Annotated in this window: 16 protein-coding genes; 9 read left to right on the top strand and 7 right to left on the bottom strand. The window is 73.5% G+C overall.

What is annotated here, in order from left to right:
* Positions 1–135 precede the first annotated feature (135 nt).
* From ACZ561_RS29045 to lgt, 8 genes are all read left to right on the top strand, one after another.
* Positions 136–384 carry an HGxxPAAW family protein gene (locus ACZ561_RS29045; RefSeq protein WP_471000318.1) on the top strand — a complete coding sequence of 83 codons (249 nt, stop codon included), beginning with the start codon at positions 136–138 and terminating at the stop codon, positions 382–384.
* Between the two features lie 200 nt (positions 385–584).
* Positions 585–1,037 (top strand): DUF2752 domain-containing protein, encoded by a 453-nt coding sequence (locus tag ACZ561_RS29040; protein ID WP_471000413.1) that lies wholly within the window; start codon positions 585–587, stop codon positions 1,035–1,037.
* A gap of 142 nt (positions 1,038–1,179) precedes the next feature.
* Positions 1,180–1,989: an indole-3-glycerol phosphate synthase TrpC gene (gene trpC / locus ACZ561_RS29035; RefSeq protein WP_376446451.1), complete on the top strand. Its 810-nt coding sequence runs from the start codon at positions 1,180–1,182 to the stop codon at positions 1,987–1,989.
* 109 nt (positions 1,990–2,098) lie between these two features.
* Positions 2,099–2,302 (top strand): tryptophan biosynthesis modulator TrpM, encoded by a 204-nt coding sequence (trpM, locus tag ACZ561_RS29030; RefSeq protein ID WP_329125725.1) that lies wholly within the window; start codon positions 2,099–2,101, stop codon positions 2,300–2,302.
* Between the two features lie 336 nt (positions 2,303–2,638).
* A complete protein-coding gene (gene trpB, locus ACZ561_RS29025; protein ID WP_471000316.1) occupies positions 2,639–3,934 on the top strand; it encodes a tryptophan synthase subunit beta in 1,296 nt (431 codons plus the stop codon).
* Positions 3,931–4,746: a tryptophan synthase subunit alpha gene (gene trpA, locus ACZ561_RS29020; protein WP_471000313.1), complete on the top strand. Its 816-nt coding sequence runs from the start codon at positions 3,931–3,933 to the stop codon at positions 4,744–4,746. Before trpB ends, trpA begins: the two co-directional genes overlap by 4 nt.
* A gap of 64 nt (positions 4,747–4,810) precedes the next feature.
* Complete coding sequence (locus tag ACZ561_RS29015; RefSeq protein ID WP_471000310.1) at positions 4,811–5,629, top strand: DsbA family protein; 819 nt, start codon at positions 4,811–4,813, stop codon at positions 5,627–5,629.
* A gap of 97 nt (positions 5,630–5,726) precedes the next feature.
* Entirely contained in the window at positions 5,727–6,689 is a 963-nt protein-coding gene (gene lgt, locus ACZ561_RS29010; RefSeq protein ID WP_471000307.1) for a prolipoprotein diacylglyceryl transferase, read from the top strand.
* Positions 6,690–6,770: 81 nt separating this feature from the next.
* Here lgt and ACZ561_RS29005 read toward each other — a convergent pair whose 3' ends face one another.
* Genes ACZ561_RS29005 through ACZ561_RS28975 form a run of 7 tightly spaced genes read right to left on the bottom strand, consistent with a single transcriptional unit; the run spans position 6,771 to position 14,662 of the window.
* Positions 6,771–7,574, bottom strand: coding sequence for an HpcH/HpaI aldolase/citrate lyase family protein (locus ACZ561_RS29005; RefSeq protein WP_376441824.1), 804 nt, complete (start codon positions 7,572–7,574; stop codon positions 6,771–6,773).
* Positions 7,571–8,773 (bottom strand): CaiB/BaiF CoA transferase family protein, encoded by a 1,203-nt coding sequence (locus tag ACZ561_RS29000; RefSeq protein ID WP_471000303.1) that lies wholly within the window; start codon positions 8,771–8,773, stop codon positions 7,571–7,573. Before ACZ561_RS29000 ends, ACZ561_RS29005 begins: the two co-directional genes overlap by 4 nt.
* Positions 8,770–9,690, bottom strand: coding sequence for a ribokinase (rbsK, locus tag ACZ561_RS28995; protein ID WP_471000300.1), 921 nt, complete (start codon positions 9,688–9,690; stop codon positions 8,770–8,772). Before rbsK ends, ACZ561_RS29000 begins: the two co-directional genes overlap by 4 nt.
* On the bottom strand, positions 9,687–11,066 hold the full coding sequence (locus ACZ561_RS28990) for an ADP-ribosylglycohydrolase family protein (protein ID WP_471000297.1): 1,380 nt from the start codon (positions 11,064–11,066) through the stop codon (positions 9,687–9,689). Before ACZ561_RS28990 ends, rbsK begins: the two co-directional genes overlap by 4 nt.
* The gene (locus tag ACZ561_RS28985; RefSeq protein WP_471000294.1) at positions 11,063–12,214 is read right to left on the bottom strand and encodes an ADP-ribosylglycohydrolase family protein; all 1,152 of its coding nucleotides are present in this window, start codon (positions 12,212–12,214) and stop codon (positions 11,063–11,065) included. Before ACZ561_RS28985 ends, ACZ561_RS28990 begins: the two co-directional genes overlap by 4 nt.
* Positions 12,195–13,655 (bottom strand): ADP-ribosylglycohydrolase family protein, encoded by a 1,461-nt coding sequence (locus ACZ561_RS28980; protein WP_471000291.1) that lies wholly within the window; start codon positions 13,653–13,655, stop codon positions 12,195–12,197. Before ACZ561_RS28980 ends, ACZ561_RS28985 begins: the two co-directional genes overlap by 20 nt.
* Positions 13,652–14,662, bottom strand: coding sequence for an ADP-ribosylglycohydrolase family protein (locus ACZ561_RS28975; protein WP_471000288.1), 1,011 nt, complete (start codon positions 14,660–14,662; stop codon positions 13,652–13,654). Before ACZ561_RS28975 ends, ACZ561_RS28980 begins: the two co-directional genes overlap by 4 nt.
* A 228-nt stretch (positions 14,663–14,890) precedes the next feature.
* Between ACZ561_RS28975 and ACZ561_RS28970 the strand changes: the two genes are divergently transcribed.
* Entirely contained in the window at positions 14,891–15,619 is a 729-nt protein-coding gene (locus ACZ561_RS28970) for a VIT1/CCC1 transporter family protein (RefSeq protein WP_471000285.1), read from the top strand.
* The last annotated feature ends 237 nt before the right edge of the window (positions 15,620–15,856 follow it).

Genomic DNA, 15,856 nt, shown 5'->3' with positions numbered 1-15,856 from the left:
CCCGATTCATCCCCGCGCCCCGGTGTGCGGGACAATGTGGCGGGGGTACCCCCGGACGAAGTCTGGGGGAGAGTGTCCTCGCACGCGAGACCTCACCCGAGCCACCACCGAGCAACAGCAAACGAGGAGCAACTCATGGCGGGCAGCGCCCACGGACACACCCCGGCCGCCTGGACCGGTGTCATCATCTCCTTCATCGGCTTCTGCATCGCCGGAGTCTTCATGGTGGCGGCCAACCAGGTCGGCTTCTGGGCCGGCATGGGGGTCGTCCTCCTCGGCGGTGTCATCGGCCTCGCCATGAAGGTCGCCGGCCTCGGTATGCCGAAGGAGTCGGAGGCCGTGGCCTCCGCCCGCGCCGCGGCCACCGCGAAGCTGCGCGCCTGAGGCGCGCGACGCCCGACACATGTGAAGGCGCAGCACGGCGATGCCGTGCTGCGCCTTCACGCGTCAGGAGCGACAATCACCGCGTGCACCCGAAGCCGCGGACTCCCGCCGTGACCGAAGACCCAGCCACCCCGCCCGCCGAGGCCGCCCCCGAGCCCGACGCGACGACGGGGGCCGCGGCAGAGTCCGCCCAGCCCGTCGTGGGCCATTGGTCGGCCCAGGCAGGCCCACCCTCCACCCCCGCCCCCGCGTCGCGGCCGCTCGCTCGGCGGCTCGTCGCGCCGGTCGGCGTGCTCGTCGGGGTCGGAGCCGCATTCGCCTACGTCGGGAGCGTCGACCCCAACGAGCCCGGGCACTATCCGGTCTGCCCGCTGCTGCGCTTCACCGGGATCTACTGCCCCGGCTGCGGCGGCCTCCGCAGCGCCCACGCCTTCGTGCACGGTGAGCTCGGCGCCGCCCTCGGGGCCAACGCGCTCGCCGTCGTCGGCTACGGGATCTTCGCCGCCGTCATGGTCCTCTGGCTGATTCGCGCCGTACGCGGCGTGCCCATGAGAGGGGCGCTCGCCCCCGTCTGGTGGTGGGGGATCGGCGCCGTCCTCGCCGTTTTCACCGTGGTGCGGAACCTGCCGTTCGGCTCCGCGCTCGCCCCGTGAGGGCTCACGAGAAGTCCCAGCAGGTGGGACGCACGTCGGCCGGATGCGAGTCCCGCGCCCTCCTGCGGATACCATCGACATGGCTGAACCTGGTTCATCTTCACGAACATCACCATCACCGTCCCGGAAGGGGGCCTCTCGCGTGAGTGTGCTCGACGAGATCATCGAAGGCGTGCGCGCCGACCTCGCAGAGCGGCAGGCGCGGGTCTCCCTCGACGAGCTCAAGGAGCGCGCCGCCAAGGCGCCGCAGGCCAAGGACGGCGTCGCCGCACTGCGCGGCGAGGGCGTCACGGTGATCTGCGAGGTCAAGCGCTCCAGCCCGTCCAAGGGCGCACTCGCCGCCATCGCCGATCCGGCCGGCCTCGCCGCCGACTACGAGGCGGGCGGCGCCGCCGTCATCTCCGTGCTCACGGAGGAGCGCCGCTTCGGCGGTTCGCTGGCCGACCTGGAGGCCGTCCGGGCCCGGGTCGACATCCCGGTCCTCCGCAAGGACTTCATCGTCACGGCGTACCAGCTGTGGGAGGCCCGTGCCTACGGCGCCGACCTCGCGCTCCTGATCGTCGCCGCCCTCGAGCAGGAGGCCCTGGTCTCCCTCATCGAGCGCGCCGAGTCCATCGGCCTCACGCCGCTGGTCGAGGTCCACGACGAGGACGAGGTCGAGCGCGCGGTCGACGCCGGCGCCCGGATCATCGGCGTCAACGCCCGGAACCTGAAGACCCTCAAGGTGGACCGCACGACCTTCGAGCGGGTCGCCCCGGAGATCCCGGCCGGCATCGTCAAGGTCGCCGAATCCGGCGTCCGCGGGCCGCACGACCTCATCGCTTACGCCAACGCGGGCGCCGACGCGGTCCTGGTCGGCGAGTCCCTCGTGACCGGCCGCGACCCGAAGGCCGCCGTCGCCGACCTCGTCGCCGCCGGTGCCCACCCCGCCCTCCGTCACGGTCGGAGCTGACCCCGCCGTGACTCCGCGCCGCGCCACGTCGACCGTCCCGGGCCATGCCGCCCGGGGCGCCGTCGGTGTGGCCGCGGTGACGGTCACCGACCCGGCCGCCGGACGTGCGATGCGCACCCGGCTCCGTACCGCCGCGGCTCCCGCGCACGCCCCGCTGGCCCGGGGCTGCCGGCCGCGCGGCTGCCGGGCACCCGCCCGGCGCGTCCACGGCCGTCGCGTCCGGTACGTGATCGGCAGCGAGCCCGGCCAGGTCAACGGCATGCGATGGCGCCGGCGCCCTGCGCGCACCTTCACGACGACCGCCGCCGCCTGACGGCCCCGGCCCGGGCCCCGTGTGGGCAATCGTCCCGCTGGGCTGGGGGCACCGCCCAGAGGCAGCTCTGGGGGAGGGTGGGCACACGGGACGGCGCCCTTGCGGGCGCGTCCGCTCCCTGTGCCCCGCCACCACGAGGGCGCCGCGCCCGTACGCACCGGGAGCCTGGGCCCGGCAAGGGCGCCGTCCGTTGTGCCCACCCGTTCCGCCCCGGCGGAACAGTTGCCCACAACGGAAGGGCCGGCGACGGCGTTGCCGTACGTGAGCGAGTCGCGCGCATACCGTGACCACCATCAGCACGTGACCGGGGCATCCCGCCCCGCGAGGAGCAACCGCATGTCCAGCGAGTTCTTCATTCCGGACCCCGAGGGTCAGGTCCCCACCACCGAGGGTTACTTCGGTGCCTACGGAGGCAAGTTCATCCCGGAGGCCCTCGTCGCCGCCGTGGACGAGGTCGCCGTCGAGTACGACAAGGCCAAGACCGACCCCGAGTTCGCCCGCGAGCTCAACGACCTCATGGTCAACTACACCGGCCGCCCGAGCGCCCTCACCGAGGTCCCCCGGTTCGCCGAGCACGCCGGCGGCGCCCGGGTCTTCCTCAAGCGCGAGGACCTCAACCACACCGGCTCGCACAAGATCAACAACGTCCTCGGTCAGGCCCTGCTCACCAAGCGCATGGGCAAGACCCGGGTCATCGCCGAGACCGGCGCCGGCCAGCACGGTGTCGCCACCGCCACCGCCTGCGCCCTCTTCGGGCTCGAGTGCACCATCTACATGGGCGAGATCGACACCCAGCGCCAGGCGCTGAACGTCGCCCGGATGCGCATGCTCGGCGCCGAGGTCGTCCCGGTGAAGTCCGGCAGTCGCACCCTCAAGGACGCCATCAACGAGGCGTTCCGCGACTGGGTCGCCAACGTCGACCGGACGCACTACCTCTTCGGAACCGTCGCAGGACCGCACCCCTTCCCCGCCATGGTCCGCGACTTCCACCGCGTCATCGGCGTCGAGGCCCGCCGCCAGATCCTGGAGCGCGCCGGACGCCTGCCCGACGCGGCGATCGCCTGTGTCGGCGGCGGATCCAACGCCATCGGCCTCTTCCACGCCTTCCTCCCCGACACCGACGTCCGCCTCATCGGCTGCGAGCCGGCCGGGCACGGCGTCGAGACCGGCGAGCACGCGGCCACCCTGACCGCCGGCGAGCCCGGCATCCTGCACGGCTCGCGGTCGTACGTCCTCCAGGACGACGAGGGCCAGATCACCGAGCCGTACTCCATCTCGGCCGGCCTGGACTACCCGGGCATCGGCCCGGAGCACGCGTACCTCAAGGACACCGGCCGCGGCGAGTACCGCGCCGTCACCGACGACGCGGCCATGCAGGCCCTGCGGCTGCTCTCCCGTACCGAGGGCATCATCCCGGCCATCGAGTCGGCGCACGCCCTCGCGGGCGCGCTGGAGGTGGGCAAGGAGCTGGGCCCCGAGGGGCTGCTCGTCGTCAACCTCTCCGGGCGCGGCGACAAGGACATGGACACGGCCGCCCGCTACTTCGGGCTGTACGACACCGTCGCGGCCCCCGTCGAGGCCGACGCCGCCGCCGAGGACGGCGCGGGCGAGATCCGGAGGGACACCAAGTGAGCGGCAACATCCAGCTCCTCAGCGACACCCTGGCCAAGGCCAAGGCCGACAACCGCGCCGCTCTCGTCGCCTACCTCCCGGCCGGATTCCCGACCGTGGACGGCGGCATCGAGGCGATCAAGGCCGTCTTCGACGGCGGCGCCGACATCGTCGAGGTCGGGCTCCCGCACAGCGACCCGGTCCTGGACGGCCCCGTCATCCAGACGGCCGACGACATCGCCCTGCGCGGCGGCGTCCGGATCGCCGACGTCATGCGCACGGTCCGCGAGGCCTTCGCCGCCACCGGCAAGCCGGTCCTGGTCATGACGTACTGGAACCCGATCGACCGCTACGGCATCGAGCGGTTCACCGAGGAGCTGGCCGCGGCCGGCGGCGCGGGCTGCATCCTGCCCGACCTGCCGGTCCAGGAGTCCGCGGTCTGGCGCGAGCACGCGGAGAAGCACGGTCTCGCCACCGTCTTCGTCGTCGCGCCGAGCAGCAAGGACGAGCGGCTCGCCACCATCACGGCCGCCGGCTCCGGCTTCGTCTACGCCGCCTCCCTGATGGGCGTCACCGGCACCCGCGAGTCGGTCGGTGCCGAGGCCGCCGATCTCGTCCGCCGCACCCGCGCCACCTCCGGCCTCCCGGTCTGCGTCGGACTCGGCGTCTCCAACGCCGAGCAGGCCAAGGAGGTCGCGACCTTCGCCGACGGCGTCATCGTCGGCTCCGCGTTCGTCAAGCGGATGCTGGACGCCGACGACGAGGCGGCAGGACTCGCCGCCGTAAGGGAACTGGCGGGCGAACTCGCCGAGGGCGTGCGCCGCGTTTCGTAACCCGAATGGGTGGATCTGTGACCGGGGAGGCGCGTACGCGCCTCCCCGGTTCGTTGCTGAGGGCGTGAGCCAGAAGAACAGTGACGGGAAAGGGAGCGCGCGGGAGCGCCTCCAGCAGCAGCGCGAGCGAGAGAAGGCCCGGGAGAAGCAGCGGCGCGTCCTGATCGTGTCGGCCGCGGTCGTCGGCGTCCTCGGCCTGGCCGCGGTCGTGGGAGTGATCGCCGCCAACAGCGGGGACGAGGACAGCGGCTCGGACAAGGCGGGCCCGGTCGTCGCCCCGACCGGCGCGACCGAGGGTGACAAGCCGGCCATCCCGACCGGGAAGACGGACGCCCCGTCGACCCTGGCGATCTGGGAGGACTTCCGCTGCCCGGCCTGCGCGTCCTTCGAGAACGCCTTCCGGGACACCATCCACGAGCTCGAGGCCTCCGGCGCGCTCAAGACGGAGTACCACCTCGCCACCCTCATCGACGGGAACATGGGCGGCAGCGGCTCCCTGCGCGCGGCGAACGCCGCCGCGTGCGCCCAGGACGCGGGAAAGTTCACCGCGTACCACGACGTGCTGTACATCAACCAGCCGCAGGAGACCGACGACGCCTTCGGCAGGAACGAGAAGCTGATCGAGCTCGCGGCGAAGGTGCCGGGGCTCGACACGCCGGCCTTCCGCAGCTGTGTCGAGGACGGCACGCACGACAGCTGGGTGGGGAAGTCGAACGACGCGTTCCGCAGCAGCGACTTCCGGGGCACGCCCTCCGTGCTGCTCAACGGAGAATCGATCTTCCCGAACAAGGGGGGCGAGCAGATCTCCCCGGAGAACCTGAAGAAGTGGGTCGCCGAGGCGAACAAGGGCAAGGCGCCGGGCACGGCCTCGCCCACGAGCTGACGCCCCCCCGGCGTTCCTCCGTCGGTGCCTTAGTTACGCAGACGTTGTCGGGTGGGCTGCCGCGTCACCCGCCCGGCAAGGTAGCGTCGGTTCTGCCATGGACCTTGCCTACATTCCCAGCCCGTCGACCGGAGTCCTGAACCTCGGACCGGTTCCGCTGCGCGGCTATGCCTTCTGCATCATCATCGGTGTCTTCGTCGCCGTCTGGTACGGCAACAAGCGCTGGATCGCCCGGGGCGGCAAAGCCGGCACCGTGGCCGACATCGCCGTCTGGGCGGTGCCCTTCGGCCTCGTCGGTGGTCGGCTCTACCACGTGATCACCGACTACCAGCTGTACTTCAGCGAGGGTGAGAACTGGGTCGACGCCTTCAAGATCTGGGAGGGCGGCCTCGGTATCTGGGGCGCCATCGCGCTCGGCGCGGTGGGTGCCTGGATCGGCTGCCGCCGGCGCGGCATCCCGCTGCCGGCGTACGCGGACGCCATCGCGCCCGGTATCGCCTTCGCCCAGGCCATCGGCCGCTGGGGCAACTGGTTCAACCAGGAGCTGTACGGCAAGCCGACCACCGTGCCGTGGGGGCTGGAGATCTCCGCCGGCGCGAACCGCGAGGAAGGGATCTACCACCCGACCTTCCTGTACGAGTCGCTGTGGTGCATCGGTGTCGCGCTCCTGGTCATCTGGGCGGACCGCCGCTTCAAGATGGGCCACGGGCGGGCCTTCGCGCTGTACGTCGCCGCGTACTGCACGGGCCGGGCGTGGATCGAGTACATGCGGGTCGACGAGGCGCACCACGTCCTCGGCCTGCGGCTGAACGTCTGGACGGCGATCGTCGTCTTCGTCCTGGCCGTCGCCTACATCGTGATCTCGTCGCGGGTCCGCCCGGGACGGGAGGAGATCGTGGAGCCGGATCGGGACAAGCCCGCGGTCGACAAGGGCGCGACCGACGAGGACGGCGAGGCCTCCGAGGCCGATGCCTCCGTGGAGGAGCCCGAGGACGCGCCGGGGACGCTCAGCGAGGAGTCGACCGACGAGCCGGCCGGCAACGGCGCGGGCAAGGGCTGACCGACCCGTCGGGCAACGCATGCAGGGGCCGCCCCGGACCGAGAGGTCCGGGGCGGCCCCGTGTCGTGCCGTACCCGACCCTCAGGCCCTCGCCGCCAGGGTCAGGATGCGACGGGCGCCCTCCACGACCGCCGCGTCGATGAAGCGGCCGTCCGGGAGAGCGAGGGCACCCTCCGTCGTCTGCGCGGCCTTGACGACCTCCTCGGCCGCGGCGACCTCGTCGGGGTTCGGGAGATACGCCTGCTCGATGACCGGGAGCTGGCGGGGGTGGATCGCCGCCCGGCCCAGGAAGCCCAGGGCACGGCCCCGCGCACAGCTCGCCGCCAGGCTGTCCAGGTCGCGGATGTCGGGGTGGACCGACTGGGCCGGGGGCGGGAGGGCCGCTGCGCGGGCGGCGACCACGAGACGGCTGCGCGGCCAGTCCAGTCCGCATTCGTCCCGCACGCCCAGATCGGCGCGGAGATCCGCCTCCCCGAGGGCGATGCCGTGGACGGCGGGGTCGGCCGACGCGATGGCATAGGCGTGCTCGAGCGCCAGGGCGTTCTCCAGGAGCGGGAACAGCGGGATACCGGGGACCGCTCCGGCGATCCGGTGGATGTCGGTGGCGTGTGTCACCTTGGGAACACGGAAGCCGCTGAGCCCGGGGAGGGGCGCCAGAGGGGGGATGTCGTGTGGTGCGTGGATGCGGACATGGACCGGGACGGGGTGCGGGTCCGTCAGCAGGTCGACGGTGGCGGCCAGGGCGTACGCCTTGCGCTCCGGCGCCACCGCGTCCTCCAGATCGACGATCACCACGTCCGCGCCCGAGACCAGGGCCTTCTGGACGACGGCGGGACGGTCTCCGGGGGCGTACAGCCAGGTGAGGGGGAAGGGCGTACCGCTCATACGGCTCCTTCGCTTCGCAGGGCGCCGATCTCGGCCGGGGAGAGACCGAGCTCGGCGAGGACCTCGGCCGTGTCCGCGCCGTGCGGCCGGCCGGCCCAGCGGATCCCGCCGGGCGTCTCGGAGAGCCGGAAGAGGACGTTCTGCATACGGATCGGGCCCAGCTCGGGGTCCGGGACCTCGGTGACGGTGTCCAGCGCGCGGTACTGCGGATCGGCCATCACGTCCCGGATGTCGTAGACGGGCGCGATCGCCGCCTCCGCCTTCTCGAAGGCGGCCATGGCCTCGTCGCGGGTGCGGCGGGCGATCCAGGAGCCGACCGCCTCGTCGAGGACGTCCGCGTGGGCGGCCCGGCTCGCCCCGTCGGCGAACCAGGGCTCGTCGATCAGCTCGGGGCGGCCGACGAGCCGCATCACTCGCTCGGCGATCGACTGGGCGGAGGTGGAGACGGCGACCCAGGAGTCGTCCGCGGTGCGGTACGTGTTGCGCGGGGCGTTGTTGCGGGAGCGGTTGCCGGTGCGGGGCTGGACGTAGCCGAGCTGGTCGTACCAGAGGGGGTGGGGTCCGATGACGGCGAGCATCGGTTCGATGATCGCCATGTCGACGACCTGGCCGCGGCCGGTCGTGGTCCTGGCGGTGAGCGCGGTCATCACCGCGTACGCCGTCGCCAGGGCGGCGATCGAGTCGGCCAGACCGAAGGGGGGAAGGGTGGGCGGGCCGTCCGGCTCGCCGGTGATCGAGGCGAAGCCGCTCATCGCCTCGGCGAGGGTGCCGAAGCCGGGGCGGTGGGAGTACGGGCCGAACTGGCCGAAGCCGGTGACCCGGGCCAGGACCAACTCCGGGTTGACGGTGGACAGTTCCTCCCAGCCCAGACCCCAGCGTTCGAGCGTGCCGGGGCGGAAGTTCTCGACGATCACATCGGCGTCGGCGGCCAGCTTGAGGAGGGTGTCGCGGCCGCCCGGGGTGGAGAGATCGAGGGTGATGGTCCGCTTGTTGCGGCCGAGGACCTTCCACCACAGACCGACACCGCCCTTGGCCGGGCCGTGGCCACGGGAGGGGTCGGGCTTGCGGGGGTGCTCGATCTTGATGACGTCCGCGCCGAAGTCGCCGAGCATCATCGCCGCGAGAGGCCCGGCGAAGAGCGTCGCGAGATCGAGGACCCGCAGGCCCTGGAGAGGGGAAGGGGTGGCGGAGCGGGTCATACGGCGTCGACCTCCTGGCCGGTGAGAGAGCCGTCCGCCGCATCGATCTCCGAGCGGTACGGCATCGAGGACGAGGCGCCTTCGCGCTGGACGGAGAGCGCGGCGGCGGTCGAGGCCCAGGCCAGGGCCTCGCGCACCGCGCGGCCCTCGCCGAGGGCGACCGCGAGCGCGCCGACGAAGGTGTCCCCGGCGGCGGTCGTGTCCACGGCCCGGACCCGGTGGGCGGGCACGGTGAAGGGTTCGCTGTCGCGGGCGGCGTGCAGGCTGCCGGCCGCGCCCAGGGTGATGACCACCTCGGGGACGAGGGTGAGTAGCGCGGCGGCGGCCGCGTGCGGATCCGCGATGCCGGTGAGCGCGGCGGCCTCGTGCTCGTTGGGGACCAACAGATCGGTGGCGGCCAGGAGTTCGGGGGGCAGCGGCTGGGCGGGGGCGGGAGTGAGGACGGTACGGACGCCGAGCCGACGGGCTGTGGTGGCACCCTCCGTCACGACGGAGAGGGGGAGCTCGAGCTGGAGGAGCAGGGCGTCGGCGGTCGCGATCAGCGCCTCGTCGCCGTGGTCGAGGGAGGTGACGGTGCCGTTGGCGCCGGGGACGACGACGATCGCGTTGCCGCCCTCGTCGTCGACGACGATGTGCGCGGTGCCGGAGGGGCCCTCGGCGGTGCGCAACAGATCGGTGTCGACCCCGGACCCCTCCAGCGCGGCCCGGAGCCGTACACCGAAGTCGTCGGCACCGACCGCGCCGATCATCGACACGTCGGCGCCGGCCCGGGCGGCGGCGACGGCCTGGTTGGCGCCCTTGCCGCCGGGGATCGTACGGAACTCCCGGCCGGTGACGGTCTCTCCGCGGGCGGGGGCCTTCGGCACGAAGGCGACGAGGTCCATGTTGGTGCTGCCGAGCACCACGATGCTGGTCATGGGCGTACTGCCTCCAGATACGTCAGTTCGGCCAGGGTGTCGAAGCCGATGCCGTCGAAGGACGGGATCGAGGTCGACAGCCGGTTCTTGAGGGGGGAGGTCCAGCGCTCGGGCAGCCGGTCGGGGTGGCCGGCGAGCAGACCGGTGACGGAACCGGCGGTGGCGCCGTTGGAGTCGGTGTCCCAGCCGCCGGAGACCGCAGCGCAGATGGAGCGCGAGAAGTCGCCGTCGGCGTGGGTGAGCGCGGCGGCGAGGACGGCGGCGTTGGGGACGGCATGGACCCAGTGATACCCGCCGAGGGCGGTGTGGAGCCGGTCCACCACGGCGTCGAAGTCAGGGGTGGTGCGAGCGGATTCGATGCCGAGACGGACGGCGGCGGCGAGCCGGGAGCGGGGCGGGACGACGGACAGCCCGTCGGCGAGGGCCCGGTGGACGTCGGCCGTGCCTGTGGCGGCGGTGGCGATCGTCGCGGCGACGAACATCGCGCCGTAGATCCCGTTGGCGGTGTGGGTGAGCGCCGCGTCCCGGTATGCCTGCGCGGCGGCGCCGACCGGGTCGCCGGGGTGGGTCCAGCCGTGGACGTCGGCCCGGATCTGGGCGCCGATCCACTCGCGGAAGGGGTTGCGGTGGGCGGCGGTCAGCGGGGGTTCGACGCCGTCGAGGAGGTTGCGGTAGGCGACGCGCTCGGCCGTGAAGGTGCGGCCGGCGGGGAGTTCGTCGAGCCAGAGACGGGCGACGTCGGCGGTGGTGAAGTCGCGGCCGTGGCGCTGGAGGAGGAGCAGGTCGAGGAGGGGGTAGTTGAGGTCGTCGTCCTCGGGCATCCCGTCGATGTTCTCGGCGAGGGAGGTGGGGGCGGACCGACGGTTCCAGGGGTGGGCGGCGAGGAGGTCGCGGGGGACGCCGACTTCGGTGAACCAGGCGGTGAGGGGCCAGTTGCCGGCGGCGCGGGCGAGGGCGCGGATGGCGGGGAGGGGGAGCTTCTCGACGGGTTTGCCGAGCAGACACCCGGCGGCCCGACCGAGCCAGGAGGCGTGGAGCCGGTCGCGTAGGGGGTTCTCCCCCGGGGGTGGCGGCGCTTCGTGGGCGGGAGGCACCGGGCGGGAGGTCGTCGATGCCCGGATGGCCGGGAGGGCAGTGGGTTCGTGCGGGGTCAGGGGGCTCGGGAGCGTCGACAGCTCGTCCAGGAGGCGTTCCGCCAGCGGGCGCAGGTCCGGGCGCGGGGTCGGGGACGCGCCCGCCGTCGACGGGGCGGGCCGGCCGCCGGCCGCGTGCCAGCGGGCGGCGATCGCGGAGGCGTCGCGGCCGTCCTCCGCGGCCTGGCGGAGTTCGTGGCCGACGAGGTCCTCCGGTTGGACCCAGGTGACGCGCAGGTTCATCGGGCCGTGCTCGTCAGCGTTGCGTACGCCGACTCGTGTGCCCGGCGGCGGGCCGTGTCGCGGGCGAAGACCTCGCGCGCGACCGCCGTCAGCGCCTGCGCCGGGGCGTGCAGGTCCAGCCGGCTCGCCTCCGCCACCTGCTTCGACCAGTCGGACGGGACGGCGGACTCTCCCCGGAGCGCACCGACGATCGCCCCCGCCATGGTCGCGATCGAGTCGCAGTCGCGGCCGTAGTTGACCGAGCCCAGGACCGTACGCCGGTAGTCGCCCTCCCCGACCAGCAGCATCCCCAGTGCGATCGGGAGCTCCTCGATCGCGTGGAGCCGCGACGGGCGGCGCGCGCCCAGTGAGGGCGCGCGGTAGTCCGGGCCCACCGTGTCGAACGGCGCCACCGCCTTGCGGAGGGGGATCAGGGCGGTCTCGAAGTCCGTGTGCCGGGAGGCGACTTCGCAGACCGACTCGATCGCCGCGCGGGTGCCGTCCTTCGCCAGGGAGAGAGCGGTGGTCACCACCGACTCCGGGGTCGCGCCCGGCACGCACGCCGCCGCCACCGCGGCCGCGAACACGCCCGCCGCCTCCCGCCCGTACGACGACTGGTGCGGCGCCGAGACGTCGAGCGCCTCCGTGTACGCGCCCGTCGGGTTCGCCGCGTTGACCAGGCCGACCGGCGCCATGTACATCGCCGCACCGCAGTTGACGATGTTTCCGCTGCCCGCCTCGCGCGGGTCGACATGGCCGTAGTGGAGCCGCGCCACGAGCCACTTCTCGGCGAGGAAGATCCGCTGGAGCGGGAGGGCTTCGGCCTCCAGCTCAGGGATCCAGCGCGGGGTGGAGAGGAGATCGGGGACGAGGTGCTCCGCCACGGCGTACGCGTCGAGGTGGTCGCGGACCTTCTCGTACACCCTGATCAGGGCGTGGGTCATCAAGGTGTCGTCGGTGACGTGCCCGTCGCCCTTGTGGTACGGCGCGATGGGGCGCGCCGTGCGCCAGGCGTCGCCGGTCCAGGGGCCGACGATGCCGGTGACCCGGCCGCCGTGGCGCTCCAGGATCTGTTCGGGGGTGTAGCCCTCGACGGGGCCGCCGAGGGCGTCGCCGACCGCGGCCCCGAGGAGACTGCCGGTGATCCGGTCATCCAGTGTGGGTGTCATGTCGGAATTGTCCACCCGGGGTGGCCAGTTCCGTGTCTCCCAGCAGCCCGGCGAGTTCGACGAGATCCGTGCCGGCGAGACGGGGGAGCGCGCAGCCGGCGAGCGTGCGGCAGGCGTCGCGCCACGTGGCGGGGAGCGAGTCGGCTCCACCGAGCGCGCCGGTGAGCGCGCCCACGAGCGCCGGGGCGGAGTCCGCGACACGTGAGAGGCAGGCGGCGGCGGGGATCGCCGCGGACGCCTCGCCGCGGGCGGCGGTGGTGAGGGCGAGGGCGACCGGGACGGTCTCGGCGGCGGCGATGCCGTAGCTGTAGACGTGGTCGACGATCTGGTGCTCCAGGAGGGGGACGAGTGCGAAGGCGCTCGTCGCGTCCTGCGCCATCTTCACGGCCTGCTGGGCGTTGCGGCCGATCTCGGTGGAGGGCGGGAGTTGGGCGAGGGCCGCCTCCACGGTCTCGTCCACCGCCGCCCCGCCGAGGGCCGCGGCGATCGCCGCCGCCATCGCGCGAGCCCCGTGGACGCCGTCGCCGTCCTGTGTGTACCGGGCGTCGAACTCGGCGAGTTCGGCGGCGGCGGACGGATCTCCGGGGTGGACGAGGGCGAGCACGGCGGCGCGGACGCAGGCGGCGTCGTCGAAGTAGTGCGGGTTGTCGTGGCCGGTGGCGGGCGGGCGCAGACCGGTGGCGAGGTTGCCGAGGCCGGCGCGGACCGAGATCCGGGCGCGGAGGGGCAGTACGGCGGACTCGACCTCGGGGGCGCGGTCGGCCGCGGCGGCGACCTGGCTCGCGAGGGAGTTCCAGGCGAGGTCGACGGCGGCGCGGAGGCGGCGTTCCGGGGGGAGGGTGGTGAAGAGGGGGCCGTTGGCGGCGAGGACCGCCTCGGCGGTGAAGACCGCCCACTCGGCGTCGTCGGAGGGGCCGAGGCGGAGGGGCTCGGGGGGCTGGTTGAGGGCGATGGGGACGGGGAGGGTGGTGGTGGCGTTCTGTTCGGCGAAGGTGTCGAGCTCCCGGGTGAGGCGGCGGGTCCATTCGGGCATGCGGGCGGCGCGGTGCCTGGCCGCGGGCCAGCCCGCGGCGTCGCCTGCGGCGAGGCCGAGGAGGAGGCCCTCGATCCTGGCGCGGGCGGCGACCCCGGGGGCCGACCGGGCCTCGTGGGCGCCGCCCTTGTCGGGGGTGCCCGGTCTCGTGGGCTGTGCCCACGCGCCCCCGGGGCTGCCTCCGGGAGGTGCCCCCGGCCCGGCGGAACGATCGCCCACGGCGGTGGTGACAACCGTGTCCACAGCGGAGGAGGCGGGGCGATCGCCCACCGCGGTGGTGTCGGCGGTGCCCACGGCCGTGGTGGCGGACGCGCGCACAGCCACCCCCGCCGCGGTGCCCGCGGCGGGGGTGGCGAGGGCGGCCGGCGCAGCGGCGCCCGAGCCGTACGCGTGGTGGGTTTCGGTCATGCCGCCTCCTCCTCGTCCGCTGTCAGGAGGTCCGCGATGTCCAGGACGTGGTAGCCGCGCATCGAGGGAAGGCAGCTCCCTGTCACCGGGGCGATCGCCGTCGCCCACTCCTCCGGGATCGCCGAGATGCCCGAGGCGGCGCCCGCCAGCGCGCCGGCGACCGCTGCCGTGGTGTCGGCGTCGCGGCCCATGTTGACCGCGGTCAGGACCGCCGTACGGAAGTCGCCGCGGGCCGCCGCGAAGGCGCCGAAGGCGAGGCCCACCGCCTCGGGGGCCAGGTCCGTCCAGGGGTAGCCGCCGATGACGACCGCCGAGCGGACCGTCCGTTCGCGGGCCAGCGGGTCCGGCTCGAGACGCTGTGCGGCGACCACCGCACGGCGCATCGAGCGGGCCGTCCAGGAGTCCATCGGGACGACCGAGAGCGCCGCCGCGATGACCGAGGTCACCGACGCGCCGGCCATCGCCGCCGCGACGCCCGCCGCGACCGCCTGGCCGCCGTAGATGCCCTCGCCGTCGTGGCTGACGGTGCCGTCGATGGCCACCAGCCGGGCGGCCTCCGCCGGCCGGCCCGCCGCGAAGACGCCGAACGGGGCGGCCCGCATGGCCAGTCCGTCCGACCACGCGTGGCGGTGCTGGGCCGAGATCGGGGCCGCCAGGCCGCGGCGGAGGTTCTCCAGCGTGCCCCGCTCACTGAACCCCGCGCCGCGGAAGGGCCCTTCGTCGAGGTCGGCGATCCAGTGGTGCCAGGCCCGTTCCACATGCCGGACGGTCAGCGCCGAGCCGTGCCGGGCGAGCAACAGGCCCGAGAAGATCGCGTACTCCGTGTCGTCCGTGCCGGCCGGACTGTCCGTCACGAAGCCCTCGATCCGGCCCCAGCGGCGGCGGATCTCCGAGGGGCGCAGGTTCTCGGCGGGTGCGCCGAGCGCGTCGCCCACCGCGAGGCCGAGCAGCGCACCCCTGGCGCGCTCGCGCGTATCGCATCCCGTCGTTCTCGTCCGGCTCACCATCTCGCACCCCTTTCACGGTTCCTGAATCTGTGCCACGTGGGGGAGGCGATGACGTCGCAGAAACGTCTCTGTCACCCGGCTGACAGCACCGAGGAGCGCAGGCGAAATGGTGAGGTGGGCCTTAGTAAGTACGGCCTGCCTTGCTGGCGAGCCCCTTACATCGCGCGTATTTTCGAGGTGTTGGGGGCGGCGGGTGCAACCCGGCCCGCCGAAGAACAGGGGAGAAGCATGTCCATCATCGAAGTCAACGCACCACTGCACGAGGCCCACCGCGACAACCACACCCACCGCGATGTGAACGGCGGCTGGCTGCGCCCCGCGGTCTTCGGCGCGATGGACGGACTGGTCTCCAACCTCGCCCTGATGACCGGTGTCGCGGGCGGCGCGGTCTCGCAGCAGACCATCGTCATCACCGGCCTCGCCGGGCTCGCGGCCGGCGCCTTCTCCATGGCGGCCGGCGAATACACCTCCGTCGCCTCGCAGCGCGAACTCGTCCAGGCGGAACTGGACGTCGAGCGCCGTCAGTTGCGCAAGCACCCCATCGACGAGATGGAGGAGCTCGCCGCGCTGTACGTCTCCCGGGGTGTCGAGCCCGCGCTCGCCCGCGAGGTCGCCATGCAGCTCTCCCGCGACCCGGAGCAGGCGCTGGAGATCCACGCCCGCGAGGAGCTGGGCATCGACCCCGACGACCTCCCGTCGCCGACGATCGCCGCGGTGTCCTCGTTCGCTTCGTTCGCGCTCGGCGCGCTGCTTCCCGTACTGCCGTATCTGCTCGGTGCGACCGCGCTGTGGCCCGCCGTGCTGCTCGCGCTCGTCGGGCTCTTCGCCTGCGGTGCGCTGGTGGCCCGGGTGACGGCCCGCAGCTGGTGGTTCAGCGGGCTGCGCCAGCTCGTGCTCGGCGGCGCGGCCGCGGCCGTCACGTACGGACTCGGCATGCTCTTCGGAGCGGCGCTCTGACCTCGTGGCCGGACCCGGAAGGCTCTCGCCCTGCGGCGGACGGCCTCGCGCTCTGACCTCGTGGCCGGACCCGGAAGGCTCTCGCCCTGCGGCGGACGGCCTCGCGCTCTGACCTCGTAGCCGGACCCGGAAGGCTCTCGCCCTGCGGCGGACCGCCTCGCGCTCCGACCTCGTGGCCCCACTCGGAAGGCTCTCGCCCTGCGGCGAGGGCCTTCTCCGTGCATGCTGGCTGTGACG

Source organism: Streptomyces sp. NPDC039609, assembly GCF_055596705.1.
The sequence above is the reverse complement of the archived record's forward strand: the minus strand, read 5'-3'. Positions and strand labels throughout refer to the sequence as shown.

Coding starts and splice junctions, on each gene's coding strand:
- ACZ561_RS29045 (WP_471000318.1), top strand. CDS start 136: ATGGCGGGCAGCGCCCACGGACACACCCCGGCCGCCTGGACCGGTGTC.
- trpM (WP_329125725.1), top strand. CDS start 2,099: ATGCGCACCCGGCTCCGTACCGCCGCGGCTCCCGCGCACGCCCCGCTG.
- trpB (WP_471000316.1), top strand. CDS start 2,639: ATGTCCAGCGAGTTCTTCATTCCGGACCCCGAGGGTCAGGTCCCCACC.
- lgt (WP_471000307.1), top strand. CDS start 5,727: ATGGACCTTGCCTACATTCCCAGCCCGTCGACCGGAGTCCTGAACCTC.
- ACZ561_RS29005 (WP_376441824.1), bottom strand. CDS start 7,574: ATGAGCGGTACGCCCTTCCCCCTCACCTGGCTGTACGCCCCCGGAGAC.
- ACZ561_RS29000 (WP_471000303.1), bottom strand. CDS start 8,773: ATGACCCGCTCCGCCACCCCTTCCCCTCTCCAGGGCCTGCGGGTCCTC.
- rbsK (WP_471000300.1), bottom strand. CDS start 9,690: ATGACCAGCATCGTGGTGCTCGGCAGCACCAACATGGACCTCGTCGCC.
- ACZ561_RS28990 (WP_471000297.1), bottom strand. CDS start 11,066: ATGAACCTGCGCGTCACCTGGGTCCAACCGGAGGACCTCGTCGGCCAC.
- ACZ561_RS28985 (WP_471000294.1), bottom strand. CDS start 12,214: ATGACACCCACACTGGATGACCGGATCACCGGCAGTCTCCTCGGGGCC.
- ACZ561_RS28980 (WP_471000291.1), bottom strand. CDS start 13,655: ATGACCGAAACCCACCACGCGTACGGCTCGGGCGCCGCTGCGCCGGCC.
- ACZ561_RS28975 (WP_471000288.1), bottom strand. CDS start 14,662: ATGGTGAGCCGGACGAGAACGACGGGATGCGATACGCGCGAGCGCGCC.
- ACZ561_RS28970 (WP_471000285.1), top strand. CDS start 14,891: ATGTCCATCATCGAAGTCAACGCACCACTGCACGAGGCCCACCGCGAC.